Origin of the sequence: Anaerotruncus sp. AF02-27, assembly GCF_003465835.1 — a bacterium.
Lineage (GTDB): Bacteria > Bacillota > Clostridia > Oscillospirales > Ruminococcaceae > Anaerotruncus > Anaerotruncus rubiinfantis.
Genome location: NZ_QSBX01000009.1, coordinates 55,014 through 81,587, shown reverse-complemented (window position 1 = coordinate 81,587; position 26,574 = coordinate 55,014). Strand labels below are relative to the sequence as shown.

22 protein-coding genes are annotated in these 26,574 nt (G+C 56.8%); 16 read left to right on the top strand and 6 right to left on the bottom strand.

What is annotated here, in order from left to right; translation table 11 throughout:
• The 5 genes from DWV16_RS09175 to DWV16_RS09155 all read left to right on the top strand — a co-directional run.
• A partial coding sequence (locus tag DWV16_RS09175; protein ID WP_118478933.1) for a peptide chain release factor 3 occupies positions 1–1,453 on the top strand: 1,453 nt, incomplete at its 5' end.
• Positions 1,454–1,474: 21 nt separating this feature from the next.
• Complete coding sequence (locus tag DWV16_RS09170) at positions 1,475–2,440, top strand: YitT family protein (protein WP_066457891.1); 966 nt, start codon at positions 1,475–1,477, stop codon at positions 2,438–2,440.
• A gap of 269 nt (positions 2,441–2,709) precedes the next feature.
• Positions 2,710–3,186: an RNA polymerase sigma factor gene (locus tag DWV16_RS09165; RefSeq protein ID WP_066457893.1), complete on the top strand. Its 477-nt coding sequence runs from the start codon at positions 2,710–2,712 to the stop codon at positions 3,184–3,186.
• Positions 3,183–3,407 (top strand): hypothetical protein, encoded by a 225-nt coding sequence (locus DWV16_RS09160; protein ID WP_066457903.1) that lies wholly within the window; start codon positions 3,183–3,185, stop codon positions 3,405–3,407. The genes DWV16_RS09165 and DWV16_RS09160 overlap by 4 nt, the downstream gene beginning before the upstream one ends.
• Positions 3,408–3,474: 67 nt before the next feature.
• Positions 3,475–3,687, top strand: a complete 213-nt coding sequence (locus tag DWV16_RS09155; protein WP_066457904.1) for a hypothetical protein — start codon at positions 3,475–3,477, stop codon at positions 3,685–3,687.
• Positions 3,688–3,749: 62 nt separating this feature from the next.
• Here DWV16_RS09155 and DWV16_RS09150 read toward each other — a convergent pair whose 3' ends face one another.
• Entirely contained in the window at positions 3,750–4,172 is a 423-nt protein-coding gene (locus DWV16_RS09150) for an Hsp20/alpha crystallin family protein (RefSeq protein WP_066457906.1), read from the bottom strand.
• A gap of 335 nt (positions 4,173–4,507) precedes the next feature.
• On the opposite strand from DWV16_RS09150, the gene DWV16_RS09145 reads away from it, so the two are divergent.
• Both DWV16_RS09145 and amrB read left to right on the top strand, forming a co-directional pair.
• Positions 4,508–9,451: an Ig-like domain-containing alpha-2-macroglobulin family protein gene (locus tag DWV16_RS09145; protein WP_118478885.1), complete on the top strand. Its 4,944-nt coding sequence runs from the start codon at positions 4,508–4,510 to the stop codon at positions 9,449–9,451.
• Complete coding sequence (gene amrB, locus DWV16_RS09140) at positions 9,448–10,389, top strand: AmmeMemoRadiSam system protein B (RefSeq protein ID WP_118478883.1); 942 nt, start codon at positions 9,448–9,450, stop codon at positions 10,387–10,389. The genes DWV16_RS09145 and amrB overlap by 4 nt, the downstream gene beginning before the upstream one ends.
• 28 nt (positions 10,390–10,417) lie before the next feature.
• On the opposite strand, the gene DWV16_RS09135 is transcribed toward amrB, so the two are convergent.
• The 3 genes from DWV16_RS09135 to DWV16_RS09125 form a co-directional block, all read right to left on the bottom strand.
• On the bottom strand, positions 10,418–11,347 hold the full coding sequence (locus tag DWV16_RS09135; protein WP_118478881.1) for a transglutaminase domain-containing protein: 930 nt from the start codon (positions 11,345–11,347) through the stop codon (positions 10,418–10,420).
• Positions 11,348–11,632: 285 nt separating this feature from the next.
• A complete protein-coding gene (locus tag DWV16_RS09130; RefSeq protein ID WP_118478879.1) occupies positions 11,633–14,707 on the bottom strand; it encodes an efflux RND transporter permease subunit in 3,075 nt (1,024 codons plus the stop codon).
• 15 nt (positions 14,708–14,722) lie between these two features.
• Complete coding sequence (locus tag DWV16_RS09125) at positions 14,723–16,204, bottom strand: efflux RND transporter periplasmic adaptor subunit (RefSeq protein ID WP_147349451.1); 1,482 nt, start codon at positions 16,202–16,204, stop codon at positions 14,723–14,725.
• Between the two features lie 190 nt (positions 16,205–16,394).
• Here DWV16_RS09125 and DWV16_RS09120 point away from each other — a divergent pair, with 190 nt between their 5' ends.
• Both DWV16_RS09120 and DWV16_RS09115 read left to right on the top strand, forming a co-directional pair.
• Positions 16,395–17,081: a response regulator transcription factor gene (locus DWV16_RS09120; RefSeq protein ID WP_118478875.1), complete on the top strand. Its 687-nt coding sequence runs from the start codon at positions 16,395–16,397 to the stop codon at positions 17,079–17,081.
• Positions 17,078–18,373, top strand: a complete 1,296-nt coding sequence (locus tag DWV16_RS09115) for a HAMP domain-containing sensor histidine kinase (protein ID WP_118478873.1) — start codon at positions 17,078–17,080, stop codon at positions 18,371–18,373. The genes DWV16_RS09120 and DWV16_RS09115 overlap by 4 nt, the downstream gene beginning before the upstream one ends.
• A 90-nt stretch (positions 18,374–18,463) precedes the next feature.
• Here DWV16_RS09115 and DWV16_RS09110 read toward each other — a convergent pair whose 3' ends face one another.
• Positions 18,464–19,237 carry an ImmA/IrrE family metallo-endopeptidase gene (locus tag DWV16_RS09110; RefSeq protein ID WP_118478871.1) on the bottom strand — a complete coding sequence of 258 codons (774 nt, stop codon included), beginning with the start codon at positions 19,235–19,237 and terminating at the stop codon, positions 18,464–18,466.
• Between the two features lie 12 nt (positions 19,238–19,249).
• The gene (locus tag DWV16_RS09105) at positions 19,250–19,573 is read right to left on the bottom strand and encodes a helix-turn-helix transcriptional regulator (RefSeq protein WP_066457924.1); all 324 of its coding nucleotides are present in this window, start codon (positions 19,571–19,573) and stop codon (positions 19,250–19,252) included.
• A 253-nt stretch (positions 19,574–19,826) separates the two neighbouring features.
• On the opposite strand from DWV16_RS09105, the gene DWV16_RS09100 reads away from it, so the two are divergent.
• From DWV16_RS09100 to DWV16_RS09075, 7 genes are all read left to right on the top strand, one after another.
• Positions 19,827–20,036 (top strand): hypothetical protein, encoded by a 210-nt coding sequence (locus tag DWV16_RS09100; protein WP_066457925.1) that lies wholly within the window; start codon positions 19,827–19,829, stop codon positions 20,034–20,036.
• Entirely contained in the window at positions 20,033–20,179 is a 147-nt protein-coding gene (locus DWV16_RS19040) for a hypothetical protein (RefSeq protein ID WP_158572838.1), read from the top strand. The genes DWV16_RS09100 and DWV16_RS19040 overlap by 4 nt, the downstream gene beginning before the upstream one ends.
• A 56-nt stretch (positions 20,180–20,235) precedes the next feature.
• Positions 20,236–20,439, top strand: coding sequence for a hypothetical protein (locus DWV16_RS09095; protein WP_066457926.1), 204 nt, complete (start codon positions 20,236–20,238; stop codon positions 20,437–20,439).
• Positions 20,440–20,600: 161 nt separating this feature from the next.
• Positions 20,601–21,443 carry a 5-dehydro-4-deoxy-D-glucuronate isomerase gene (gene kduI / locus DWV16_RS09090; RefSeq protein ID WP_118478869.1) on the top strand — a complete coding sequence of 281 codons (843 nt, stop codon included), beginning with the start codon at positions 20,601–20,603 and terminating at the stop codon, positions 21,441–21,443.
• Between the two features lie 14 nt (positions 21,444–21,457).
• Positions 21,458–22,255, top strand: coding sequence for a gluconate 5-dehydrogenase (locus tag DWV16_RS09085; protein WP_118478867.1), 798 nt, complete (start codon positions 21,458–21,460; stop codon positions 22,253–22,255).
• A 137-nt stretch (positions 22,256–22,392) separates the two neighbouring features.
• Positions 22,393–22,788, top strand: coding sequence for a BlaI/MecI/CopY family transcriptional regulator (locus DWV16_RS09080; protein WP_066457936.1), 396 nt, complete (start codon positions 22,393–22,395; stop codon positions 22,786–22,788).
• Positions 22,782–26,570 carry a M56 family metallopeptidase gene (locus tag DWV16_RS09075; RefSeq protein ID WP_118478865.1) on the top strand — a complete coding sequence of 1,263 codons (3,789 nt, stop codon included), beginning with the start codon at positions 22,782–22,784 and terminating at the stop codon, positions 26,568–26,570. Before DWV16_RS09080 ends, DWV16_RS09075 begins: the two co-directional genes overlap by 7 nt.
• The last annotated feature ends 4 nt before the right edge of the window (positions 26,571–26,574 follow it).

Sequence of the window (26,574 nt, the reverse complement as noted above, 5' to 3'; positions counted from 1 at the left end):
AAAAAAGACCCCCCGCCACGCCGTTTCCGACTGGATGGAGATCGAAAAGCAGCGCGGAATCTCGGTCACCTCGTCGGTCATGCAGTTTAACTATGACGGCTACTGCATCAATATCCTGGACACCCCGGGACACCAGGACTTCTCGGAGGACACCTACCGCACCCTGATGGCGGCGGATTCGGCCGTCATGGTCATCGACGCGGCCAAGGGCGTCGAGCCGCAGACCCGCAAGCTTTTCAAGGTCTGCCTTCTGCGGGATATCCCGATTTTTACCTTTATCAACAAAATGGACCGCGAGGCGAGAAGCCCCTTCGATCTGTGCGAACAGATCGAGCAGGAGCTCGGTATCCAGACCTACCCGGTCAACTGGCCGATCGGTTCCGGGCGGGAATTCAAGGGGGTCTACGACCGCCACAAGCGGGAGATCATCGCTTTTGAGGCGGGTGAATACGCCAACGGCCAGAAGGCGGTCGCTTCGACCGAATACGCGCTTGGCGCCCCGCGCCTGGACGAGGCGCTCGGCCAGGCGCTGCACGCGCAGCTTTCGGACGACATCGAGCTTCTCGACGGCGCGAGTTATGAATTTGACCTTGAAAAGGTCCGCCACGGCAAGCTCTCACCGGTCTTTTTCGGTTCGGCGCTCACTAACTTCGGCGTCGAGCCGTTCCTCGAGGATTTTCTCAAGATGACCACTCCGCCGCTGCCGCGCGAATCGAGCGAAGGGGTTGTCGATCCGTTTTCGCCGGATTTTTCAGCTTTTGTATTTAAAATCCAGGCGAACATGAACAAGGCCCACCGAGACCGCATCGCGTTCATGCGCATCTGCTCGGGGGAATTCACAAAGGGCATGGAGGTCATGCACGTGCAGGGCCAAAAGAAGATCAAGCTCGCCCAGCCCCAGCAGCTGATGGCGCAGGACCGCGAGATCATCGAGAAGGCCTACGCGGGCGACATCATCGGCGTGTTCGATCCCGGCATCTTCTCGATCGGCGACACGCTGTGCGCCGCAAACAAAAAATTTCAGTTTGCGGGCATCCCGACCTTCGCGCCGGAGCACTTCTCTCGCGTCCGGCAGACCGACACCCTAAAGCGCAAGCAGTTTGTCAAAGGGGTCACCCAGATCGCGCAGGAAGGCGCGATCCAGATCTTCCACGAGCCGCACACCGGTATGGAGGAAGTAATTGTGGGCGTGGTGGGCACCTTGCAGTTTGACGTGCTGCAGTACCGGCTGCAAAATGAATACGGCGTGGAAATCCGTATGGAGGGGCTACCGTACCAATACATCCGCTGGATCGAGAATGAAGAGTTTGACCCCAAAACGCTCGATCTCAGCTCCGACACAAAGGTTGTGCAGGACTTTAAGGACAACTACCTGCTGCTCTTTACAGACGAATGGAACATCCGGTGGGCCACCGACCGCAACAAGGAGCTGGTCCTTTCGGAGTTTGGATGATAATTCTACGGAGGCGCTTTTATGCGGCGGGGAAATTCTGCAAAATTCAGGGAATGGGCCACTGACTTCGGCTTTTTTATCGTCGGCGGGGTACTTTACGGGTTGTCGGTCAATCTGTTCACCGCGCCGAACCAGATCGCGCCCGGCGGGCTCACCGGTCTTTCGACCGTGTTCAATTTTCTGTGGGGCACGCCGATCGGCGGCGTGATTTTCCTGCTCAATATCCCGCTGTTCCTCTGGGCAATCCTCTCGGTTGGCTATAAGCTGGTGATTAAGACGATCGTGGCCACGGCGGTATCTTCGGCTGCGATCGATATTCTGAGCCTTGTGGTCCCGCCGTACCAGAATAACCTCATGCTGGCCGCCGTGTTCGGCGGCGTGGTCGAGGGGTTCGCGCTGGCACTCATTTTTATGCGCGGAGGCACAACTGGCGGCACCGATATGGTGGCGCGGCTGTTGGGGAGATATTTTCCGCATATCTCGATGGCGCGGCTGATGATGTGTCTGGACGCCTTGGTCGTGACCTTTGCCGCGTTCGTCTATCAGAGCCTTGAGAGCGCGATGTACGCGCTGATTGTGATCTTTGTCGCCACCCGGCTGATCGATGCGGTGCTCTACGGTACCGACGCGGGCACCGGCAAGCTGCTCTATATCATCTCCGAGAAAAATGAGCAGATCGCAGCGCAGATTCTCACCGATCTCGACCGCGGCGTGACCTATCTGAAGTCCCGCGGCGCCTACAGCGGCCGCGAAAGCGAGCTGCTGCTCTGCGCGGTGCGCAGGTATGAGGTCTGCAAGGCAAACGCAATTGTACGGGAGCTGGATCCGAACGCCTTCGTCATTGTGGGCGACGCGGGTGAAATCTCCGGTGAAGGCTTCCGGCAGGTAAAATCCGGGGATAAGACGCTGCGGGAGTTGCTAAGGCGGAAAAATAGGCATAAGAAAAAGGACGGCGGATGCACGGGCGGTGAACGCTGCAGGAAATGAAAACGTCGGCAGGATTGGCAGAAGCTTTATCATAAAATTTCCTTCTATTGAAGAAAACGGGCGGAAACGCTCGTTTTTTTATATGTTGAAACAATGAGCGATGGCCTGCACGATGGTTTATATAACCAAACCGTGGCGGAAAAAGGGAAGAAAATTGCACAAAAATAAATTTTCAAGAATTTTTGTGCGAAATGTGTCCCCAAACGGCAAACCGTATGGTTATGATTAGTACACGATAGAATAAAAATCTGGAAAGGCAGGGGAGCGCTATGGAAAAAGCCGGGCTGGCGGACACGCAGTATCAGGCTTTATACGAGCGGATGGTGCCGGGGCTCTATAAAAGCGCGCTTTACCTGCTTGGAAGTCAGGAGGCCGCTGAACAAGCGGTGGTGCAGGCCTTTGCAAAGAGCTGTTCGGAGGAAAGCGGACAGGAGGATGCGTCCCTGCCGCTGAAATTCTCCAAAAACCTGGTGGATGCATGCAGTAAGATCGAGAAGGATACGCACTATATCAGCGAGAAGGTCATTTCTTCCGGGAATGCCAAGGTGGTGCAGTCGCTCGCGGCGCTCACCTTCGGGGATCGCAAGCTGATTGTCCTGGCACTGGTGCAGGGTTGTTCCGTGCCGGAGATCGCGAAGATTGTCGGGCTTCCCGGCTGGATTGTGGAAAGACGCCTGCGCCGTGTGACGGGGGATATGATGCGCCCGTTCCGGCAGAGTGTAACTTGTGGGAGGGAGCCAGCATGAAAAAAGTATTGGCGGCATTTGCGGTTCTGCTGGCGGCAGCGGCTCTTTCGGGCTGTATGCGGCATTACAGCGACGCGGAGTATCAGAAGGTGATCGACGAGGTGAGCTACAAATACAACGTCACCCTCAAGGTCGATCTGGACGGCAACTACAACATCACGCCGGATCAGCTGCGCGCGCATCTGGAAGCGGTGGCGATGGAAGCGCGGCAGGCTGCCTGACCGGTATCTTTTGGGGCGCAGCGGCATAAACTGGAGTATCCCAGTTTGTGTTTATGGAGGCTTCAAGATGAATTTACGCAACAATCAGATCACGGTGGGCGAGATCCTTGCAAATCCACAGGCGCGTACGCTTCTGAGCCGGGAATTCCCGATGGTGATGGGCAGCCCGATGCTTGCGCGCGCGCGCAATATGCCTTTGCAGAACGTGCTTTTTTATGCAAGGCGGTATGTCCCGCAGCAGAAAATCAATCAGGTGCTTGCCCAGCTGCAGGCAGTCTGAAAACAATAAAAGGGGCGTATCCGCTTTGGCGGATACGCCCCTTTCTATTTGGAAACGGCCGGTCATCCCTGGATTTCGATCCGGCGGGACGACGCCGGGATTTCACCCCGTTTGGGCAGGAAGAGTTCCAATACGCCGTTTTTATATTCGGCGGTGATCTCATCGGCTTTGACGCCGGAGATGTCAAAACTTCTTGCAAACGAGCCATAGCTGCGTTCGCGGCGGATAAAGTGGTCCTTCCGGTCTTCTTTTTCCTCGCTGTGCTGAGCGGTGATGGTTAGGCGGTCGTTGTCGATATCGATGTGGATATCTTCTTTCTGAAAGCCCGGCAGTTCGGCCTGGAGCACAAATTTATCGCCTTTATCAAGGATATCAGTGTTAAACTGTGCAAAGTCACCCAGATGGCCGAAAAATTGTTTTTCCATATCGTCAAAATATTTCTGCAAATTGTGTTCTCTGCGTTCAAAAGGCATCAGATCAAACATATAAAAATCCCCTTTCAAGTTTACCGTGTTTGTGTTTTAAGTGTTGTTCTGACCGCCTGCGGGATTGCCCACAGGGGAAACCTTGGCGTCACACAAGGCAATCACCTGCTTTCTTCGCACCTTGCGGTGCTCTTTTCTTTTTTCATTAACTATAGTATAACCTGCGTTTGTTACAAAAGAATACATGGATTATTATCAGTTTGTAAACTTTTAGCACTCTATATATATGAGTGCTAATTGGAAATAAAACCAACCGCCAGGCGCTGCCATTGCAAGCCCCTGGGAAACCCGGTATACTGAGATTGTGATGGAAAGATGTGTGAGGAGGTCTTTTTATGAACCGTTCCGGATGGAAAAAATGGGGGTGTGTCTGCGGCGCGCTGGCTCTTGCGGCGATGATCTGTCTTGCGGGATGTTCCCTGTTCGGCGGAAAAGCCGAGATCGCCGCGGTATCCACGGCCAGCGCGGGCGTTTCGCCCGACAGCGCGTTCACGATCAAGCTGCCGTACGACACCGACGCGGCCGCGCTGCGTGGAAAAATTACGACCGATCCAGAGGTCGCTTATGAGCTGACCGCGCAGAACGACCGCGAATTTCTCTTAAAGCCGGTGAACCTGCTCGACGCGGGCAGCAGCTTTACGATCACGGTCGCGGGGAAAAACGGCAAGCCGCAGGTTTTTTCCTGTCAGGTGCAGAACATCCTGATGGTAAAATCCTTTTTCCCTATGGACAACGGCGAAAAGGTGCCGATCCGCTCGGGGATCGAGTTCGCTTTTAACACAAGCGATGTTTCCTCCGCAGACTTTGAAAAGGCGTTTTCGATCGATCCGCCGGTGGTTGGCGGCATCTCTTATGGGGATGGAAAGTTTGTATTCTACCCGGAGGATTCGATGGCTTACGGCACCCGCTATACCGTTACGCTGAACCCGCCGCTTTCCTCTGCGGGCGGCGCGGAGCTTGCAAATGCGTTCCGGTTTTCCTTTACGACAATCAGCGAGGCGCAGCAGGAAGCGGAATGGAAGTTCCAGCTTGCCAATAACGGCCGCAGCCTGAACACCCTCACCGATGAAACGGCTACGGTGGGCGTCTATATTGATGACAGCATCCCGCCGGAAAGCCGGAAAGTATCAGTTGCGGTCTACCGCTTCGATACGGCCGGACAGTACGCGGCGCAGATGGCGGAAAATGCCAGTCACCGCGACCGCAAATACGGCGACACCAAGATCGACACCTCGAAGCTCTCACAATACGCCTCCTTCGAGGCGCAGCCGGTCACGCCAGTCAGTGATTTGCAGAACTTTTGGGTGCAAAACCAGATCCTCCAGTTTCCCGAGCCGCTGCCTGAGGGCTGGTATGCGGCCGATCTGAGTATGCAGGTGTCGGACGGCGTAACTGTTACCCGGCAGATCTTTTTGCAGTCGAGCGACCTGTCAATTTTCTTCATGACGATGGGCGAAGAGCTGGTCGCCTGGATCAACGACGCTTCTACCGGACAGCCGGTTGAAGGGGCCGAATTCAGCTGTGAAGGCAACTATCGGGCTTCCGGCACCACCGGCGCCGACGGGACTCTGCGGATCGACAAGGCGGTTTTTGAGGGGCTCGAAAATGAGTATGATTCGGCAAACGGGATATTCACAATCAAAGCCGGGGAACACACCTATGTGGATAACCGCTATTTTGACAGTTGGAACCAGGGGGATGTCTCTTACGGCTATTACGCATACCTTTTCTCCGACCGCCCAATCTACCGCACCACCGACACCGCCAAGCTGTGGGGTTTCGTGCGGCCGCGTGATCCGGCAGTCCCGATGCCGAAGTCGGTGCGGATCACGCTTTCGGGCACTTCCATTGAGCAGGAGGTCCCAGTGCAGGGAAACGGTCAGTTTACGGCGGAGATTGCGTTTGAGGATCTTGCGGTGGATATGTGGCAGTCGTTCGATCTGTGGCTGGATGACGAGCGTTCGCTGACCGGAGAATCGGTCTGGATCAAGGATTATGTCAAACCGATTTATACCGCTGAAACGCAAACCGATAAGCCGGTGTACCTCACTTCGAATGGTGCGCAGGCACATGTTTCACTCAAGGTTTCAACCTTTGACGGCACGCCCGCCTCCTCTTTTCAGGCGGATTTCCAAAGCTGGGACAGCATGATTGCCCCGGCGCCAAATGTCCGCTACATCACCGACGAACAGGGTGTTTTGAATGTTCCGATTGTGATCGACGACGCGCGGAATACCTGGAGACCGCAGAGCTACCGGTATGTATTCTCAAATGCCGGGGCCGAATCGGAGAATTTTTATGAATATGGCACGATCAATGTAATCCACAGGGACCTGATGCTGACCGGCGAAGTGAAGGACGGCGGGAAGGCGGTTCAGGTGATCACCAACCGGATCGACATCTCCGGGATTGAAAAACCTGCCGATCTCTGGGAACGGGACGCGCTCAAAGGCGCGCCGGCCAACAGCGCGGTTCGGGCGGAGGTCCACCATGTCTATTACACCAAAGTGATCCAGGGGACCTATTACGACTTTATCAACAAAGAAACGAAGGACTCCTACTATTATCAGGAGCATAACGATGTGGTGAATACCTTCGACTTCACGACGGCGGACGGCCGCTATGCGCTGACCGGCCTGCCCCAGTCTGACGCGGAGAACTGCTACTATGTGGTGCTTTCCGCAGCTGATTCGCGCGGCAAGCGGGTGGAGGAGACGATTTACCTCGGCGCAATCTTTGACCGGCGGCAGATGAGCGCGGACGGCATCCATCGTTATGGGCTCAATAAGCAAGCCGACCTGAGCCAGATCGACCTGAACAGCCTGAACGAAAGCGACTACTACTGGCTGCTTTCCGATCTGCGTTCACAGTTTGTGGACGACGAGGATGTCACTTTCGTGCTGGAGGACAACGATGAACCGGTTACCGGCTTCAAAGGGAAGCTGCTCTACTGTGTGGCGCAGGACGGATTTGGAGAGCTGAAATTCTCTGATTCCGCTTCCTTCACCCTGCCTTACGCGGAGGAGCTGCTGCCGAACTATGTCATCACCGGCGCATATTTTGACGGAAAGCACATCTATGCGCTTTCCAATAAATCGATGAAGTTTAATCCTTCCCACCGGGAGCTTGCGGTGGAGATCACGCCGGAAAAGGAGACTTACAGCCCGGCGGATCAGGTGAATGTAATCGCGAAGATCAAAAATAAGCTGACCGGGCAGCCTGCCAAGGACGCGACCGTTGTGCTGGCGGCAGTGGACGAGGCGATCTTCGCCATGCGTGAACAGACGCCGGACCTGCTTGAAAGCATTTACCAGGATGCCTTCTGGCCGAACATCGGAAAATACACCTCCTATGTGCAGACCGAATACGGCGGCCCGGGCGAAAAGGGCGGCGGTGGCGGCGACGGCGAGACCCGCAAGGACTTTGCGGATACGGCGCTTTTTGAAACCGCCAGAACAGACGCCACCGGTACGGCGAAATTTTCATTTAAGCTGCCGGACAATATCACCAGCTGGCGGCTGACCGGGCTTGCGCTCACTGACGATTTGCAGGCGGGCGACAGCAAAAAAAATATCTATGCGACCCAGCCGTTTTTTGTCCAGCCGATCGTGAACGAACAAATCCTTGTGGGAGACAGCTTTGCCGTTTGTCTGCGCAGTATGGGCACAGCGATTTCCGATACCGATCCGGTGGAATATGAAGTCACAATCAAGGGCAATGGCGTGAATGAGTCACAGAAGGCCTCGGGTGCGGCACACGCTTATACGAATGTCCTGTTCGACGGGCTCGCAGCCGGGGAATACACGGTCACTGTCCGTGGAAGCTGCGGGGAATACGGCGACGCGGTTGAACTGCCGTTTGCGGTGGTATCCTCTGGGGTTGAGGTTTCGATGGTCAAAACGGTGAATCTCAAAGACGGCCTTTCGGTCACCCCGCTGCGGTATCCGGTGACGGCGGCGGTTTACGACAAAGCGTATAAGAACTACAGCCGGGTGTTGTCGGACGTGAGCATGTGGAGCGGCGGCGCGCGTACCGACATGCGCATCGCGGCCCGCTATGTGGCGCAGCTGTTCAAGGAGGAAGGCGCCCGCTGGTATGACGAAACGGCGCTTGCCGACACGCTTTCGGACGTGAATCTGTATGGGGTTATGAACCTGCTGCCGTATGACGCGCAGGACATCGAGCTCACAGTCAAGGCACATTTGGCGATGCCGGAACTGTTTGATGAAAATCATGGGGAGATTTCCGGGCTGTCGGTCGCGGACAGCGACTGGTTTACCGGCCGCAAGAGCGCTGTCTATCTGGCGCGGGCGCTCGCGGGAGATCCGCTCGATGCGGATCTCACACAGATGATCGAAAGCGGAGCTTCGCTCGATTTTGTCGATAAGATGTACCTTGCAACCGCGCTTGCAGTCTCCGGTGACACGGCGGGCGCGCGGGCGGCTTACGACAAACTGGTGAAGCCGAACCTCAAAACGCGCGAGGGTATTTCGGGCGAACAGGCGATGTATGTTTCCATTTTCGAGCAGAGCCTCAATGTGGCGGATTGGACCGCCTCCGCGTCGATGCTCGCGTCGGTGCTTGGTACCGATGAAGCGGGGGCGCTGACCCGTTACCTGGTGGAGAAGCCTTCCAAATATGATCCGTACCTGCTTGAAAAGATGATCTATCTTGGCCGTTTTGTCCCGCCAGCCGGCGCAAAGGCAAAATTCACCTATACGGTGGACGGCAAAACGGTGACCGAGGAACTTGGCCGCGGGATGAAATACCTGACCCTGTCGCGGGAACAGCTGGCCAACAGTTCTTTCCGGGTGGATGCCGGCGAAGTCTATGCCGACCTCTATTATGTTGGCGCGCCGGAGCAGAAGATGGATGCATCGCGCAAAAAGCTCGGCCTGACCCGAAAGGTGGAAGGCGTGGACGGCCCAATCCGGCAGGGGAGCCTTGTCAAGATCACTTTGACGCCGGATCTTGCCGGGCTCAACCTCGATATTGGAGATAACTGGATGGTGATCGAGGAATACGTCCCGTCAGGCATGCGGTTTGAACGCTATGGCGCGGTGGACGACCCGGACCGCAGCTACGGCCACGGCTGGTATCTGGGCAGCCGCCAGGGACAGCGGCTCCAGTTCAGCGTCTATGGGGACCCGCTTGATCCAATCGTTTACTATGCGCGCTGCGCTGTCCCGGGTGAATATGTGGTGGAGAGCGCCTATATTTCCAGCAGTTCCTCCGACATCTGGGGCTGTACCGAACGCGAAAGCGTGACCATCGGATGATCCGGCGGTTTCTGGGGATTTTGGCGGCATGCATGGTGCTTTGCAGCTGCGCCGCGCCCAGCCCCGGCCCAAAGGCCGGGGCACAGCCGGCTTTGCCGGCGGGGACGGCTCCCCCAGAGCCGTCCGGGGCGTGGCCTTTGCAGGAGCTCGCCTGCCTCTATTACGATGCGGAGCTGGTGAGGGGTGGGATCGCCTCCCCGGCGGCCTACGAAGCGGACGGGCAGCTTGCCGCCGGGATGGTGCCGCACCACCTGCTGGCTGCGGATATGATCGCGGGCTTCTTTTCGCTGGCAGGAGAACAGAAGGATGCGTACGATTCGGTGCTTATCATATCCCCATCCCACTTCCCGGAGAACTGCAAAAGCGACGCGGTCACCGCGAACGCCGGATGGGATACGCCATATGGAGACCTGCCGGTGGACAGCGGGATTGTCCGGGCGTTCCTGCAAAACGGACGGATCGCGGCGGAAAACAACCCGGACGCGGTGGAAGCGGATCACGGGGCGGCGGGGCTCATTCCATTTGTGAAATATTATCTTCCGGATACAAAAGCGGCGGTGCTGCTGCTTTCCAACAGGCTTTCACGGGAACGGCTGTCCGCTGTGTGGGAAACTGTGCAAAAAGTTTGTGCGGGAAACCGGGTGTTGCTGGTCGCTTCGGCGGACTGTTCCCATTACCTGATGCCTGCGGACGCGGCAAAACGGGACGGAGAAACAGCCGAGGCGATCGAAAGTTTTGACTACGGCCGAATCCTTGGTTTTTCAGATGCCAATGTCGATTCTCCGCAGACCGTGACCACCTTCCTGAAGGTAGCGGAACCAATGACACTGACCCGCCTGGGACATTCGAGCTCGCCGGAAAAGCTGCCGTTTGCTTTGACCAATCCGGCGTATGATGAAGGTATCACAACTTACTATGTTTATGCGGCGACGCGATAAAAAAGAACCTCCTGTTGGAGGTTCTTTTTTAATAATTTGGATCACCGTAGCCCATATTCCCGAAAATGGGTGGCGTGATGTCGAGTTCGATAGCGGAAAGAGGGCCGTTTTCCCGTTCATAAGCAGCGCGTTCGGAAGAAAGCGCCTGCTCAATGGCGCTTTGACTGGGCCGGGGACTTTTCTGGATCTGTTTTGGCACTGGGGAGGGCGCGTCAAGCGGACAGGCAGGGATACAGTAGCTTTCCCGTACCAGCGCGGCCTGCGTTTCATTGAATCCGCCGAAAGCGAGCATATTTTCACCCCAGCGGTGATCGGCTAGCATATACTGATCGGATTTGAGAAAATATCGGTAGGTGAGCCGGTTTTCATGCAGGACATTGTCCTCAAGCTGTGGATCGAGATGATACCAGACATTCCCGATCCGTACAGCGGCCCAAGCGTGATCAACGAACCCTCCGCCCGCCGAAATGGTGAGTCCGGGCAGGTATTTCGCCTCGAAACCCATGCGGCAAAGCAGCAGTGCAAGGGCGGCCGCATAATCCTCACAGGAACCGATGCCGAAAGCAAGCGGGCTGATCGCGCGCTGCTCAAGATAATCCGGCTGCGGCCCATCCCCGCGCCACCGCCAGGCATCCAACCCAATCGGCGGAGCAAACCAGGTGTTTTGAATGACATATTCGTAAGCGGCCCGCACCTTCTCTGTTTCATCCATCCCGGGTGTCAGAAGATCTTGCGCAATCCCGTCCGCGAGCCGGACAATGTAATTCTCCTGCCGCGCTTCCGGCTCGGCAGCGCTGTCTGCTTCAGACACGGCCGGTGAGGCCGGGAAAGCTTCCTCAGAAGAGATGAACTGGCTTGACGGCGGTACGATGCCTTCATTGTGCGGTTGTCCCACAGCAGCCGCGCAGCCGCACAAAGTTGCCGCGCACGCCAATACGAAAAGGAACTCTCTGCGCAACCGGACAGCCTCCTTCCTCTGTTGATATAAACTCTATTATATAGAGAAACCGGGACAAAAAGCAAGGCGCATCCGCAATGGAAAATTGCGGATGCGCCGTTTTTGTTTTACAGACGCTGTTTCATTGAAAAAATCATCGCCGCAGGCAATTTCCCAACTCCGGCCCGAAGGCTTGCAGAGCCGAGCCGCCAAAGACGGCGCCCTGCGGGGAATTCAAAGGGGACATGCAGCCCCCTTTGAAAACGCGTCGTCCGAAGGACGCTCCGGCCGTAGGACAGGAAACGTTTAATACATGAGCCCTTCGTCAGCGATCTGCTGCTCTGGCTCTGGATCGCGGTCTTTTTTTGCTTTTTTGCGTGCAAAGATAAGATAGAAGGTCGGAAGCAGCAGCAGGGTCAGCAGGGTTGACGCACACAGACCGCCGATGATGACAATCGCCATGCCCTGCATGATCTCAGTCCCGTTGCCGAGGTTGAAGGCCATTGGAACCATCGAAAGTACGGTGGTCAGAGTGGTCATCAGGATCGGACGCAGACGGCTTCGGCCGGCCATGACCAGTGCGGTTTCGATATCCATGCTGGCGCGGTACTGGTTGGTGGTATCAACAAACAGGATGCCGTTGTTGACCACGATACCGACCAGCATGAGGAAGCCCATGAGGGAAGGCATACTGAGCGTCACGCCGGACAGGAACATCAGCCCGAACGAACCGACAAGGCTGAATGGGATACAAATCATAACCATGAGCGAGAACCGCGGGGATTCAAACTGCATTGCCATCACAAGGAAGACGAGCAGTACGGCGGCGGCAATTGCAGTGAGCAGGGAGGTGAACTCTTCGACCATGCGCACGTCCATATCGCTTTTGGCAAGCGAAACGCCGCGAGGGAAACTCATTGCGGCTGCGGCTTTGGTGATCTCATCTTTGGCAGTGAATTTGGTAGCCTCAGATAGATCGCCGGTCACAGTGACAATATATTGGTTATTTTTCCGCTGGATCAGCTGCGGGCTGTCAGAATAGTAAATCGTCGCGATATCCATGAGCGGAACCTGTTTGCCGGTGGGGCTGGTGAGCACAAGACCGGCCAGATCGTCGACCGTTTGGTAACGACCTTCCGGATATTCCACCCGCACACTGTATTCTTCGCCGTTTGAGGATAATGTGAAAGCTTCCTTGCCGCTAAGCACCATGTTCAAAGTGCCCGCGACCTGCTGCGGGGTCATACCCACGCCGGCTGCCAGAAGCGGGTCAACCATGATTTCCGCCTGCGGATTGCCCTGCGTAATGGTCGAGGAAACCTTGACCACGCCGGGATTTTCATACATCATGGCTTCCACCTGCTTGGAAGCGGCCTTGATCTGATCGTAATCATTTCCCTGCAGACTGATCTGTGCGCTTGAGCCGCCGGACATCATTGAGCTCATGCCGCTCGAAGATGATACGGACACTTCGCAGTTGATCAGATTTCTGGTCTGGCGGCGCCACTCCTCGACAATTTCATTGGTGGTCATTTCACGGTCGCTGCGCAGGTATGCGGTGAAGGAAGCGCTTCCGCCGCCGCCCATCATAGAACTCATACCGCCGCCGCCCGAAGTCATGGTATAGCGTTCAACATCCGGATGGTTTTTGACCATGTCCTCCATGCTGAAGATCAGTTTGTTGATCTCTTCCAGCTTGAGGCCGGGTTTGGCTTCGACCGAAACCGAAACCGTGCCCTGGTCAATCGATGGGATCAGCTCGATGTTGAGCAGCGGGATCAGGGCGACTGAGCCGACCAGAAGCAAAAGTGAGAAGGCAACCACAGATTTTTTATAACGCAGCAACCGCCGCATCAGGTTGCCATAGGCAATTTCGGTTTTGCGCACCAGTTTGGAGACTGGCGCTTCGGTCTTTTCCTTCGGTTTAAAGAAGGTGAAGGCGAGCGGAATGACCATCAGTGCGCAGATGAGCGACGCGGTCAGCGAGAAGATGATTGTGAAGCCGAGCTGTTTAAAGAGCTGGCCGCTCATCCCTTCCATCAGGCTGATCGGAAGGAAAACGACGATGGTCGTGATGGTCGAAGCGATGATCGAACTGGTGACGAATTTGGCGCCTTCAAGCGCGGCGGTGCGGTAGGACTGCTGGCCGGCGCGCTGCCTGAAGCAGCTTTCGAGCACAACGATCGAGTTATCGACCATCATACCGACGCCGATGACCAGCCCGCCGAGCGAAAGCAGATTGATCGAGAAGCCCATCATCTTCATCAGCACAAAAGTGAAGAGCAGCGAAACCGGCATTGAACTGCCGACGATGAGCGAAGCTTTGAAATCCCCGAAGAAAAGGAAGAGCACGAACATCGAAAGCAGAACGCCCAGGACGAGGGTGCTCGCGACTGTGGAAACCGCATCCACGATCTGCTCGCTCGAATCGTTGATCACCTCGAGCTTCACACCGAGCTCGTCGCGGTTGATCTGATCCATCTGGCGCAAGACCGACTTGGAAACGTCCAGCGTACTGGCGCTCTGACGTTTTGTGACGCTCAGAGTGAGGGTCTCATTGCCGTTGTAGCGGCTGAGCGATTCGGCTTTTTTGGTGGTTTCAAAGACGGTTGCCACATCCGAAAGGTGGATGACATTGCCGTTGCGCAGCGGAATCGGAACGTTTTTGAGGCTGTCCGCCGAGGTGTAGCGTACGCCGCTTTTGATGGTGAGGTCCTGACTGCCGCGTTCGGCGGTGCCGGATGGGATCGAAAAGTCGGCGGTGGAAAGGACGCTGACCACCGAGGACATATCAAGGCCATACTGTTTCATACGGTCGTCCATCAGCTGGACGCTGATGTAGTCCTGCTGGCCTCCGTAGACATCGACACTTGCCACACCGGAAAGCTTTTCAAATTCCGGGACGATATTTTCATCGATATAGTTTAACAGGTTCAAATCGCCGGTCGCGGTGGCCGAGAGCATGACGGTGGGCATCGCGTTGATGTCCATCTCGATGATGATCGGGTCGCTGGCGTCGTCCGGCAGAAAACTTGCATAGGTGGTGACCTTCTGCTGCAGGTCGGCGTGCGCGACGTTCATATCGGTTCCGTACTCCATCTCGAGCACAACCATTGACATGTTTTCCTGGGAAACCGACTGTACGTTTTTGACACCGCTCAGGGTGGAGACAGCGCTTTCAATCTCTTTGGTGACAAGCTTTTCCACATCCTCCGGGCCCGCGCCAGGATAGGTTGTGGCGACGATCAGCATCGGCATCTCCATGTCCGGGGTCAGCTCAATGGGGGAAGTGAAGATCGATCCGATACCGAAAACGACGAGTGCAAGCACTACCAGAATGACTGATACCGGACGTTTCAGGGTCAGTTTTGTCAAATTCATGGACGGCCGCCTCCGTTACTGCGCATCCGGCTGTCCGGAGGAAGCCGGTTCGCCGGATGACTCTTCGGGGGCGCTTTGCGCATCCGCGGCCTGAGAGGATTCAGCCGGCGCGGCATCTGCCTGCCCATCCAGCACGACCGCCGCGCCGTCGAGCAGCTTCGGATGCCAGGTGGTAATCACCTGGTCGTCGCTGGTCAGTCCGGAAGTGATCTCGATCACTTCTTTGTTGGAAATACCGGTGGTGACGGGGGTGCGTTTTGCAACGCCGTCCACGTAGGTATAGACATACGCCTCGCCTTCGTCATAATAGACGCTGTCGAGCGGAACGAGGATCGCATCCGGGGATTTTTCAGTTTGGGCGCTGATCTTGACGGTGGAGCCGGTATGTAATGGGATGTCATCGGCATCGACAGCCGCCTTGACCACAAACAGGCCGCTGGCCGGATCAGCCATTGTGGCGACCTCGGTCACGGTGCCGTCAAAGGTCTGGCCGCTCTTTTCCATAACGACCTTGTCGCCCGGTTCGATATTCTGAACGGCGGTTTCGGAAACGCTGAACTTGACCACCATCAGGGTTTTGTTTGAAACGGTATAGTAGACCGGGGAACCCGCGCCGGAAACCTGGTGCTCGGTGACGTTTTTCTGTTCGATCACGCCGTCGATCGGGGAATAGACCTTGGTGTATTCCAACTGTTTCTGCTGGGCGGCAAGGCCGGCTTCGGCGGCCTTCAGAGACGCGTCGGTGGTCAGCTCCGCGTCGGAGCGCGCCTGCCCAACCACAAGGTCATAGGCATCCTTCGCGGCGTTGTAGCTGATCTGCGCATTGGTAAAGGCGGTGCGCAGCGCCCGGTGGTTCGGGTCGTCATCGTCGTCGCGCTCATTGTAGTTGGCCTTGGCGAGAGAAAGCTGTTTTTCAAGCTCCTCCAATTTGTCCTTATCAGTTTCGCTTTTAATCGCGGTTTCGAGTTTGGTGATCTCTTTTTCCAGCATGCGCAGCGAATCGTCATTCGCGTCGTCCCAGTCCTTGAGATTGGCGCGCGCGGTATTGTAGGCCTTCTGCGCCGCGTCGAGGCTCGATTTGGCCTGGATGATCTGGGCGTCGTAGCCGCTGCCCAGCCCGACTTCCGCGGAGATCCGGTTGGCTTCGAGCTGCGCCTCGGCCGCGGTGAGGGAAAGCTGGATATCGACCGGGTCAAGCTCATAGAGCAGGTCGCCTTTTTTCACCGTGTCGCCGACCTCAAAGTAGGTTTTTAAAACGGTGCCGGAAACCTTTGGCGTGACAGTTACCACTTCGTCCGGCTCGACCGTACCGATAAATTCGGTGGAATGGGAAATTTCCCCGGACTGTGGGAGTTGTGCTTGGACGATCACCTGGGAGGGTTGTGCCGAAACCGGCGCGGTTTCCCCCCGGCTGACGATGCGGTAGGCGCCAAGCCCCACAACACCGGCGGCTGCCACACAACAGATGGAAACAACGATCTTTTTACGCTTGCTCACGTAGAGTACCTCCAAATGTAGATAATTCTCACAATGACCATAAGTATAGAAAAAAATTGTGAACCTAAGATGTCATAAGGCAAAAAAGTTGTGAAAAAAGTGTGAACGTATTGTGAAAGGAAAAAAACCTTTTAAAAGCGCCGATTTTCTGCTAGGATAAAAGAAAGCCAAGAGAACAGGAGGGACGGGAATGGCGACAATCCTGGTTGTGGATGACAACGCCAAAATCCGCAAACTGATCGGCATTTATCTGCGCCGGGAGGGTTTTAACATCGTGCTGGCGGCGGATGGGGGCGAGGTGCTGCAGGTGCTTGCGAACCAGCCGGTCGACCTGATCATCTCGGACATCATGATGCCTGGGATGGACGGCTACGACCTTGTTAAAACGCTGCGCGGGAATGGGGTCGACACGCCGATTCTGATGGCTACAGCCAAAACGGAATTTGCGGACAAGAAAAAGGGATTTGAAATTGGCGCGGATGATTACATGACCAAACCGATCGATATGGAGAAACTGGTGCTGCGGGTGCGGGCGCTTCTGCGCCGCAGCCGGATCTACAGCGAAAACCAGATCGTTATCGGTTCGGTGGTGCTTGACCACGCCTCACTGGAAGTGCGCCTGCGGGAGGAAACGGTGGTGCTGCCGCAAAAGGAATTCTACCTGCTTTACAAGCTCTTTTCCTATCCGAACAGGATCTTTACCCGGCAGGAGCTGATGGACGAGATTTGGGGCTTTGATACCGAAACGAACCCGCGCACGGTGGACGTGCATATCAAACGGCTGCGGGAACGGTTCGAACATGTGAAGGAATTGGAGATCGTGACCATCCGCGGACTCGGCTATAAGGGCGTTCAGCATGCCGGAGGAACGGCATGAGGCGCGGCGTTTATCAAAAGGTGGCTGCGGTGGTGGTGTTCATCATCATCGTTACGATGGTGGTGCCATATATGGTCTTTTCACACACCAGCCGCAAAAAGTTTAACACGATCGTACAGGAACAGATTGTCAGCGGAATGCTTGGCACGATCGATTATCTGGAATCCCATGGCCGCCCGCTTTCCGATGTGGGCGACCTGTATATGACCGGAGTCGTTTCTATGACGGCGGTCGACCGGCTGGACGGTATCGAACTCACTGGGGAGCAGCGTACGAAGCTGGATTCAGAGGAGCGGACGGTGGTCTTTGCACAGCTTGACAGCTTCCCCAGACAGTTCGTTGCAATTGCCCGGAGCGGCTCGAGCTATGTGCTCTGCCGGTTCAACCTTTCCGATATCTTCCAGCAGATGCGCAGCGCGGGCTTTTTGTCCCTGCTGGTTTCGGTACTGCTCGGCACCGGCGGGATGCTGTTTGCCAGCCACCGGATGACCCGTTCGCTGCGGGAACTGGACGCGGCCACCCGCAAGGTTGCGGCCGGCGACTTCAGCCAGCGCGTCCCGCTGCGCAGGACGAACGGCGAGTTTTCCACGCTGATTGAAAGCTTCAACACAATGACCGAGGAGCTGGGCAGCGTGGAGATGCTGCGCAGCAACTTCATTTCGGACATTTCCCACGAATTCAAAACGCCGCTCACCGCCATCGAGGGCTATGCAAAACTGCTTGAGGACGAAGAGGACGACACGGAGCGGCGGGAATACGTCCAGATTATCACCGAGGAGACCGGCAGGCTTTCCACTCTGGCGGACAATATCCTCATGCTCAACCGGATCGAAAAGGGCAACATACCGGCGCGCAAAGCGCCGGTGCGCATTGACGAGCAGATCCGCCGCGCGTTGGCGCTGTGTGAATCGAAATGGGAGGCCAAGCGGCTTAATCTTGAACTTGAGCTTGACGAGATCACCCTGGATGTGTACGATGTGCTGCTGATGCAGCTGTGGACCAATCTGGTTGACAATGCCGTGAAATTTTCGCCGCCGGATGGGGAGATTATGATTTCACTGCACCGCACCGGCGAACGGGTGACCTTTGCCATCACCGACCAGGGACCGGGTATCCCGCCCGGACAGCAGGATCACATTTTTGAAAAGTTCTACAAGGCCGACCGTTCGCGCGGCGGTGATGGCAACGGCCTCGGGCTTTCGATCGTGCGGCGGGTGGCTCAGCTGCACGGCGGCGAAGTGCGGGTGCAAAGCGCACCTGGAGAAGGCAGCACTTTCCTGGTCCTCCTCTGATCCGGAAAGCGCCGAACGAAAGCAGGAAACCGCCCCGCGGCCCAATGGCCGCGGGGCGGTTTTTCTATTTGTCCGGCGGAAAAATCCCCGTCACACATCGTAAAGCCAGCGCTCCTCCAAATCGGAAAGGAGTCTGAGATCCCGGTCGCTGAGCGGCAGGGCATCGGGCGCCGGCGGCGGTTCATGCAGCAGCGCCTCGCAGTCGCGGCGGCGGCCTTCCTCTTCGGCCGCGTTGAGCGAACGGATACGGATGCCGAGCCGTTCCTGTCCGCTTGCGGAGAGGATGCGCACTTCATCGAGCGGCAGGTCGTGCAGATACTGTTCGATCTCGTATTTGAAGCTTTCGAGCCGGAACTGCAGGACAACTTCGCTCACGCAAAATCGTTCGGCAAGCTCCTTCTTCATTGCGGAAATACCACGCCAGCTGTCCAGCGTACCGCGGTATTCCCGTATGGCGGGAAGCAGAAGCCGGTAAGGCAGATGCAGCTCGGCGGAACCTTCGTTGGCCTGCCATTCCAGAAAACGGTTCTGGTTTTCCCGGACCTTGTCAAAACAGCTCCAGGTCTTGCGCTTCGCGCTCCGGTGAAGGGTGATGTGGATCAATTCGTGCCCGCAGGAAAAACTCTGTTCCTTGGGGGATTCGGAGCGATTCAAAAGGATGACATCCTTGGAATCCGCGTCCCCGATGCAGGCGATCCCACGCAGGCCGGGGGTATTGAAACAGACCACCTCAAGCGCCAGATTTGGGATTTTGCGGCAGGCGTCCGGCAGGTCGTCCGGGATTTGGTCCTCCCCGAGACCGAGCCGTTCCCGCAGCGCCGCTATTTTATGATATAACAGCTCTTTGGCGCAGTATTCGCTCATCCCTGTCCTCCGTCATTTTCCACGCAGTCGTTTGATTGTCTCGATGGCAAGCCGGATATCCTCCGGGTCAATGCCGTTGTCCTGTGCGTCCTTTGCAAAGTTAAAGTAAACGCCTTCCAGCCGGCTGTCTGCGGCCGGCTCATCCCGCCCGAGCAGGGAATCGACCGTAACCCCAAAATAGGAGGCGACCTTTTGCAGGACATCCCCGCTGGGAATGGCCGCCGGATTTTTCTTCCAGTTGGTGACGGTCGTCTTGCTGATTTTCATCTGCTCGGCGGCAGCGGAGGGTTTGATCCCCCGTTGGCTGCAGAGCGCGACGTATCTGTCGTAAAACACAGGTCAGACCTCCCATTTTTGTAAAAAGTTATAAAGTTGAATTATTTGTACAAATCCTCTTGAAAAGTTCATTTAAATGGACTATAATAAAGGTAGAAAGTTTAATTAAATGAACTGTTTGCTTTATTATAGCAGAACAGTTCAAAAAATTCAACTATTTTCAAAAGGTTTTTTGGGAAAATCCGCCTGCAATCCTGTATTGGAGGCGGGCAGGCCCATAAAAAACACAGGGAAAGGCAGGAGATGCCGCAAAATGGCGAAAGATCTGATCGAGGCGCTTTGGGAGGCCTGTGCGGGCGGTACGCCCGGACATGCTTCAGCGCGGCTGCCCCTGGGGGGAACCGGATGCCAGCTGCATCCGGTATGTGAGAGCTGTCCCTTTGACGACTGCATTGCAAAGGAGACGGACATTCTAAAGTATGACCGCACGCTTGCGGCCGGCAGAGGAGGGGAGCGGGAATGATTCAGAAGGGTTGGGTGATCTGCCCAAAATGCAAAAAAAAACTTTTTCCAATTGGCAGGGATACTGTCATCCGCAATCTGACCTACATGTGCAAACAATGTAAGGAACTTTTTCAGGTGAACACCGAGAGCCAGGAGCCTTAGAGCCACGAGCCAAACAGACCTCCCGAAAAACGGGAGGGAAAGGGGGCTCTTTTTTATTGCCGCTGAATGACTTGATTGCGAGTTACCAGCAGACAATCACCGCGCTGCAGAAGCGCCGGGAAGAGCTGCGCCGCCGCACCCGGCTGGTGCGCGGAAAAGCATATCTCGATCTATTGCGCCGGATTGATACGCTCGCGGCGGAGGAACGGGACACGCTTGAGGCGCTGCGTCTGCTCTCCCGCTGCAAACGCTGGAACTGAATAAAAACCTCCATGCGGACGGGCCTGAGGGCCCGTCCGCATGGAGGTTTTTTTCTCTGCGGGACACTTTTTTTGCAGGGCCGCTGGCCTTTCCGCCGCGGATGGTTTACAATAGGGGCAGGCGGCTCTGCCGCGAATTTGCGAAAAATGGGGGCATAGCAGTGGATATCCGCTATTCTGCAAACCAGAAAGATTTTAAACGTTATGATACGGAGGAAATTCGCAGGGAATTCCTGATTGAAAGGCTCTTTGTCCCGGACGACGTGACAGCGGTCTATTCGCATGTCGACCGGATCGTGACGATGGGCGCTATGCCAGTCAAAGGGACGCTTCGGCTTGATCAGAACCTTGACTGTCAGGCGAACTTCGGGGTGGACTATTTCCTTGAACGGCGGGAATTGGGGATCAACAACATCGGCGGCGTGGGAATTGTGATCACGGATGGGACGGAATACGCCCTGAATCGGCTGGAGGGACTCTATGTCTCAATGCGGACAAAGGAGGTCTCCTTCCGCGCGGCCGATCCGGCCGACCCACCGAAGTTTTATTGCTGTTCCACCCCCGCGCACAAGCCCTGCCCGACCACGGCGATCCCGTTCGACAAGGCGATCCACCGCGACCTCGGCGCACTGGAGACCTCAAACGCCCGCACGATCAATCAGTATGTGCATCCGGACGTGCTCGAGACCTGCCAGCTGTCGATGGGTTGCACCATCCTCAAACCGGGCAGCGTCTGGAACACGATGCCCGCCCACACCCACGAACGCCGGATGGAGGTTTACCTGTACTTTGATATCCCGGAGGACAATGTGGTCTTTCATCTGATGGGCGAACCGGGTGAAACCCGCCATGTCGTGATGTGCAACGAACAGGCGATCATCAGCCCTTCCTGGTCGATCCACGCGGGCTGCGGCACCTGCAACTACGCGTTCATCTGGGCGATGGCGGGCGAAAATAAGGAATTTGACGACATGGACGTGCTGGCGCCGAACGCGGTGCGCTGAACGGGGGTGGACAGATGAACAGGAACAGTTTCCGGTTGGATGGAAAAGTCGCGCTGGTCACTGGCGGCGCGACCGGAATCGGCTTTGCGATTGCGCAGGCGTTTGCCGAAGCGGGCGCGCGGGTCGCACTCAATGGGCACAACGCGGCGCACATGGAAGAATCGCTCGGTAAGCTGCATGCGCGCGGGATTGACGCGAAGGGCTATCTCTGTGATGTGACCGATGAAGCGGCAGTGCGGGAGATGGTCACGCGGATCGGGACGGATCTCGGGCCGGTCGATATCCTCGTGAACAACGCCGGGATGATCCGGCGGGTGCCAATGTGCGAAATGGACGCGTCGGAATTCCGCAAGGTGGTCGACCTCGACCTGAACGCGCCGTTTATCGTCTCGAAGGCGGTGATCCCCGGCATGATCAAAAAGGGGCACGGAAAAATCATCAACATCTGCTCGATGATGAGCGAGCTTGGACGCGAAACGGTTTCGGCCTACGCGGCGGCGAAGGGCGGCCTTAAAATGCTGACCCGCAACATCTGCGCGGAATACGGGAACCGGAACATCCAGTGCAACGGCCTGGGCCCCGGATATATTGCAACCACCCAGACCGCGCCGCTGCGCGAGCGGCAGCCGGACGGCAGCCGCCATCCGTTCGACGCGTTCATCATTGCGAAGACGCCGGCCGAACGCTGGGGCACGGTGGATGACCTGACCGGGCCGGCGGTGTTCCTCGCGTCGGAGGCTTCAAATTTTGTCAATGGGCAGATCCTTTATGTGGACGGCGGAATCCTTGCCTATCTTGGCAGGCAGCCATAACCAAAACAGGAAAAAACGGTGGCGGAAATGCCGCCGTTTTTTATTGGGAAAGTGCGGGGAAGCGATTGACAATTTTATTAGACAAGTGTAAAATAAAATTAAATTTAGACAATTGACTAATAAATGAGGGATACAAAATGAGTGAAACATTAAAAAAACTCCCGGACGCGGAGCTGGAGGTTATGATGATCATTTGGAAAGCGGGAAAGCCGGTTTCCTCGTCCTATATTCAGGAGCAGCTCAAAGGAAGACAGACCTGGGTGCTGCCCACAACGCTGGGCTTTCTCTCCCGGCTGTGCGAGCGGGGATTTCTTTCCTGCAAAAAGCAGGGCCGCAGCAACCTCTATACCGCTCTGGTGCGGGAGGAGGAGTACTTGCAGAAAGAGAGCAAATCTTTCCTGGAACGGCTGTGCGGCAACTCGCTCAAAACGTTTGTATCGTCCCTCTATAACGGCCGGGCAATCACCGAAGAAGATCTGGCTGAGCTGCGCAGCTTTATCGACGACGCCACGAAGGAGGACCCCAAATGGTGAAGAACCTTTTTGAAACGCTCCTATTGGTATCCCTGACGACATCGGCGCTCATTGGGCTGCTGCTGGTTCTTTCGCCGCTGCTCGGCCGCCGCTATCCCGCGAAATGGCGGTATTGGGCATGGCTGCTGCTGGCGGTGCGGCTGCTCATCCCATGGAATTTCACGCTTCCCGAACCACCGGTGACGATTCCGGTTGCTCCAGCAGTTTTGGCGCCGGCCGCCCGGCAGACGCCGCCAACGTTTACCGCTCCCACAGAGGCCGCGCCTGCTTCGCCCGTGCCGGAACCGGCGCGGGCCGCTGCCGGCCAGCCAAAGGCCAGGCAGGCAGAACCAGCGGCCGTTCTGGCGGCCGCGTGGTTGGCGGGCACGGGAGCCTGCCTCATCTGGCAGTTCACCGGCTATGCGCTCTTTAAGCGGCAGGTGCGGCGCTGGAGCCGCCCCGTGGACGGCTCGGTGCAGGATTGCTTTGCGCGGGTATGCGGTGGGATGGGCGTTTCTGCGGATATCCAGGCGCTTTGCTGCAAAAAACTCGAAAGCCCGATGATGACCGGTTTTTTTGCGCCGATGCTGCTTCTGCCGGAGATCGATTATCCCAAGGAGGATCTCGAACTGATGCTCCGGCACGAGCTGGTGCATTTTAAGCGGCGGGACATCTGGTATAAGCTGCTTTTGATGTTCGCCTGCGCCGTCCACTGGTTCAATCCGCTCGTTTGGCTGATGGCGCGGGCCGCGAACCGGGATGTGGAGATCTCCTGTGACAGCGAAGTGGTAAAGGGCTGCCCGCTGGAATACCGCCGCCGCTACGGGGAGACGATCCTTGCGGCGATCCATGCCGGGAATGTCCGCCGCACCGCATTTTCCACCTATTTTTATGGCGGCAGGAAAACCGTGCGGCAGCGGTTGCAGGGAATCCTTGACATGCGCGGCAAAAAACGCGGTCTCATCGCTTTCGCGCTGATGGCTGCGGCCGCCGCGGTGATCGGCGGCTGCGTGGCATTCGGCGGGCCGGACTCCGCCGGGACGATGCAGGCCTTTGCCGGCTCGGTTGCCTATGACCCGGCGGCGGGCGAGCTGCGCTTCACCGTCCCGGAAAAGCTTCCGGCGGGACATAAACTCTATCTGCATGTGAGCGGAAGCATCCGGATGGGCGCGGACAGCGAGATGAGCTGGCACGCCCTTGACACGGAGAGCGAGAACTACGTCTGGGAACTGGGCAAAACCTATATCGAGCCGCTCGAGGCGGACGGCCTTATCGAGGGATCTCTCGACGCGGGGCTGGTCAAGGAGGCGGGCGGGCCGGTTATGGATGGTTGGACAATCCGTTTTTTCCCGGACGGCCGGGTCTGGGCCAAAACCGAAGCAGAGGCCGAAGCGTTCCGCTGGCAGGCCTATAAGCGTTGCCTTTCGGATGAACAGATCGGCGATCTTCTGCGGCGAGGCTGGGACGACGAGCGGATCACAGCGATCACCGACGGCGTGCGAATGACCGAGTTCCCGCGGTTTGGCAGCGATGGATGCCCGGTACACACCGGCGCCTATCATGTAATCGACAACCGGCTCATTCAGTACGTCGGACAGGACAAAATAGACGCCTTTCTGCGGGAATATTCCGGCGGCCCGGAACACAATATTTCCGGCGCGGATGTGAACATCGTGAACTTTGTGAAGTTCTGTGAGATCCCGAAGACGGAGTTCGAAAAGCTGGTCGAACAGTATGCCCTTTCCGAATTCCCGGGTCCAGGTGGGCACGGATATGATCCGGATGTGATCTATTCGGATGATGACGCGCTGATCCAGCAATACTACACCGAAACGGCGGAAGATAAAAAAGACGATCCCTTTGCCGCGCTGGCTGGACAGGTGGTGCCGATCGTCGAACGATATCTCGCGGAGAACGGCTTCCAGGGCCAGGTGGTGACCGGATGGCGCAATCTGGAGGGCGTAGAAAATATGGGCGGCAGCTACCGCTATATGGTCTGTTACCTCGTTGAGACCGAAGCGGACCTTTCCGTCCGGGACGATGTGGGCGCGCTTGCGTCCGGCTATGTCAACCTGATCCCAGAGGAGCGGTTCGAGGAATATGAAAAATACGTTATGGCGAAAAAACCGCTGGAAACCGAAATCCCAAGCCCGGTGGCGGGCGTGCGGGTGACGGTGGAATATAAGGAAGACGCGGCAAGCTCCTGGGTGATGCGGCCGCTTGATGAGCTGATGAGCGGTGAGCGGGCGCTGGAAGGCGGCCTTCGCCTGCCGGACATTTGGGGCGTCGAGACGGTGGGGTTGCATAACGGCTCAGAGGCGGCGGATTACAGTTTCCCAGTCACGGTGGAATCGTCCGTCTGCCACTATGTGATGGATGGGATCGCGGCCGCGCGTCCGGAACGTGTGCAGCCGCTGACCGAAGCTTTCTCGGACGGCGAGCCGGAATACCGAGAGCTCGAATGCTATCTCTACCAGTTTGCAGGCTATTCCCACACTGCGCTTCATTTTTACGCCGGCAAAAACGCGGTCGGCGTGATCGGATATGAAGACGCGGATATGGTTTACACCTTCCCGCTGGATGACAGCTGGTGCGCGGATTTCCTGTCCGGGCTGGAGGCGTCTATGCGCGAAAATCCGGTCGCGCCGCCGTTTTCGCCCGATGAGGCGAATGCTTTTTTGCAGCAGATCGCGTCCGAGCAGAGGACCGTCCCGCGCTTCTATCTCGAACCGGCCGACCGGGCGGAATACACGATTGGCGACCTGGTCTATCGAAACGACATTGCGCGGGCGCAAGAGCTGCTCGCAAGCGTTCGGATGGACGCGGCTTACCCGGATGAGGATTTCCGGCTGTTTGATCAGCTCGCGAGCGTTGCCATCGAGGGGTATCAGAACGGCGCGAAGTTGCGGCTCTATGCCGCTCCGGATGGAAACTATTGCCTCAGCCTGTTCGATCCGATTCTGACCGGCGGCCACGAGCGGTGCTATCTCCCCGCGGACGGCGGCGAAACGATGCAGGCGCTTGTGGATTTCATGCAGACACAGAACCGTGTATTTGCGGAAAGGTCGCTGACCTTTACGACTGGGGCACAAGACCCGGTGGAGATCGGACGGCAGCTCTTTGAGAATTACCAGCAATGCTACATGAACCCGGATATCGTGGACGCTTCCCGCATTCTGGAATTTACCATTCGGGAGGCGCGGCTCGTAGCGGGCGACCGAGACGAGTTCTGTGTGGGAATTTCTTACGATATCACGTCGGCGCAGCCGGATCGGTTCATGAGTGCGAACGGCGAAAATCCGTCGCCCGGCGTCTGGACCGATTGTTATCTCGAAGTGCGCGCGGTACGCGAAGACCTTGACCGTTACCGCATCAAGAGCATGGGCACCGGTGGCGGTGGCGCCGGCCTTGCAAATCCCACCGCCGCGCGAAAGGCCGCTAACGCGCTTTCACAGATCGGGCCGGGCTTCCCGCAGTTTCTTGCCGGGCAGGATTGGGCCGGTTATGTGGACGGCGGGATCGTGAACGGCGAACGGCTTACGCGGTTTGCGCGGGCGGTGCTGCTCGACGGCGATACGTTGATGCTTGTCGCGCCGCCCTATGTGTATCAGATTTGGGCATATGATTCCCCGGATGTCCACTGCATCATCGCCTATGACCAGAATGGCAGCGCGAAACGTTATACGCCGGAGATCCTGTTTGACGAACGCGTGGACGAATATGTCGTCGGCGTGGGCGTGAACGGTTCCGGGCTTCCCCTGCATATCCCGAAAGAAAATAAAAGCCGGGAACCCGCCGCTTGACGGC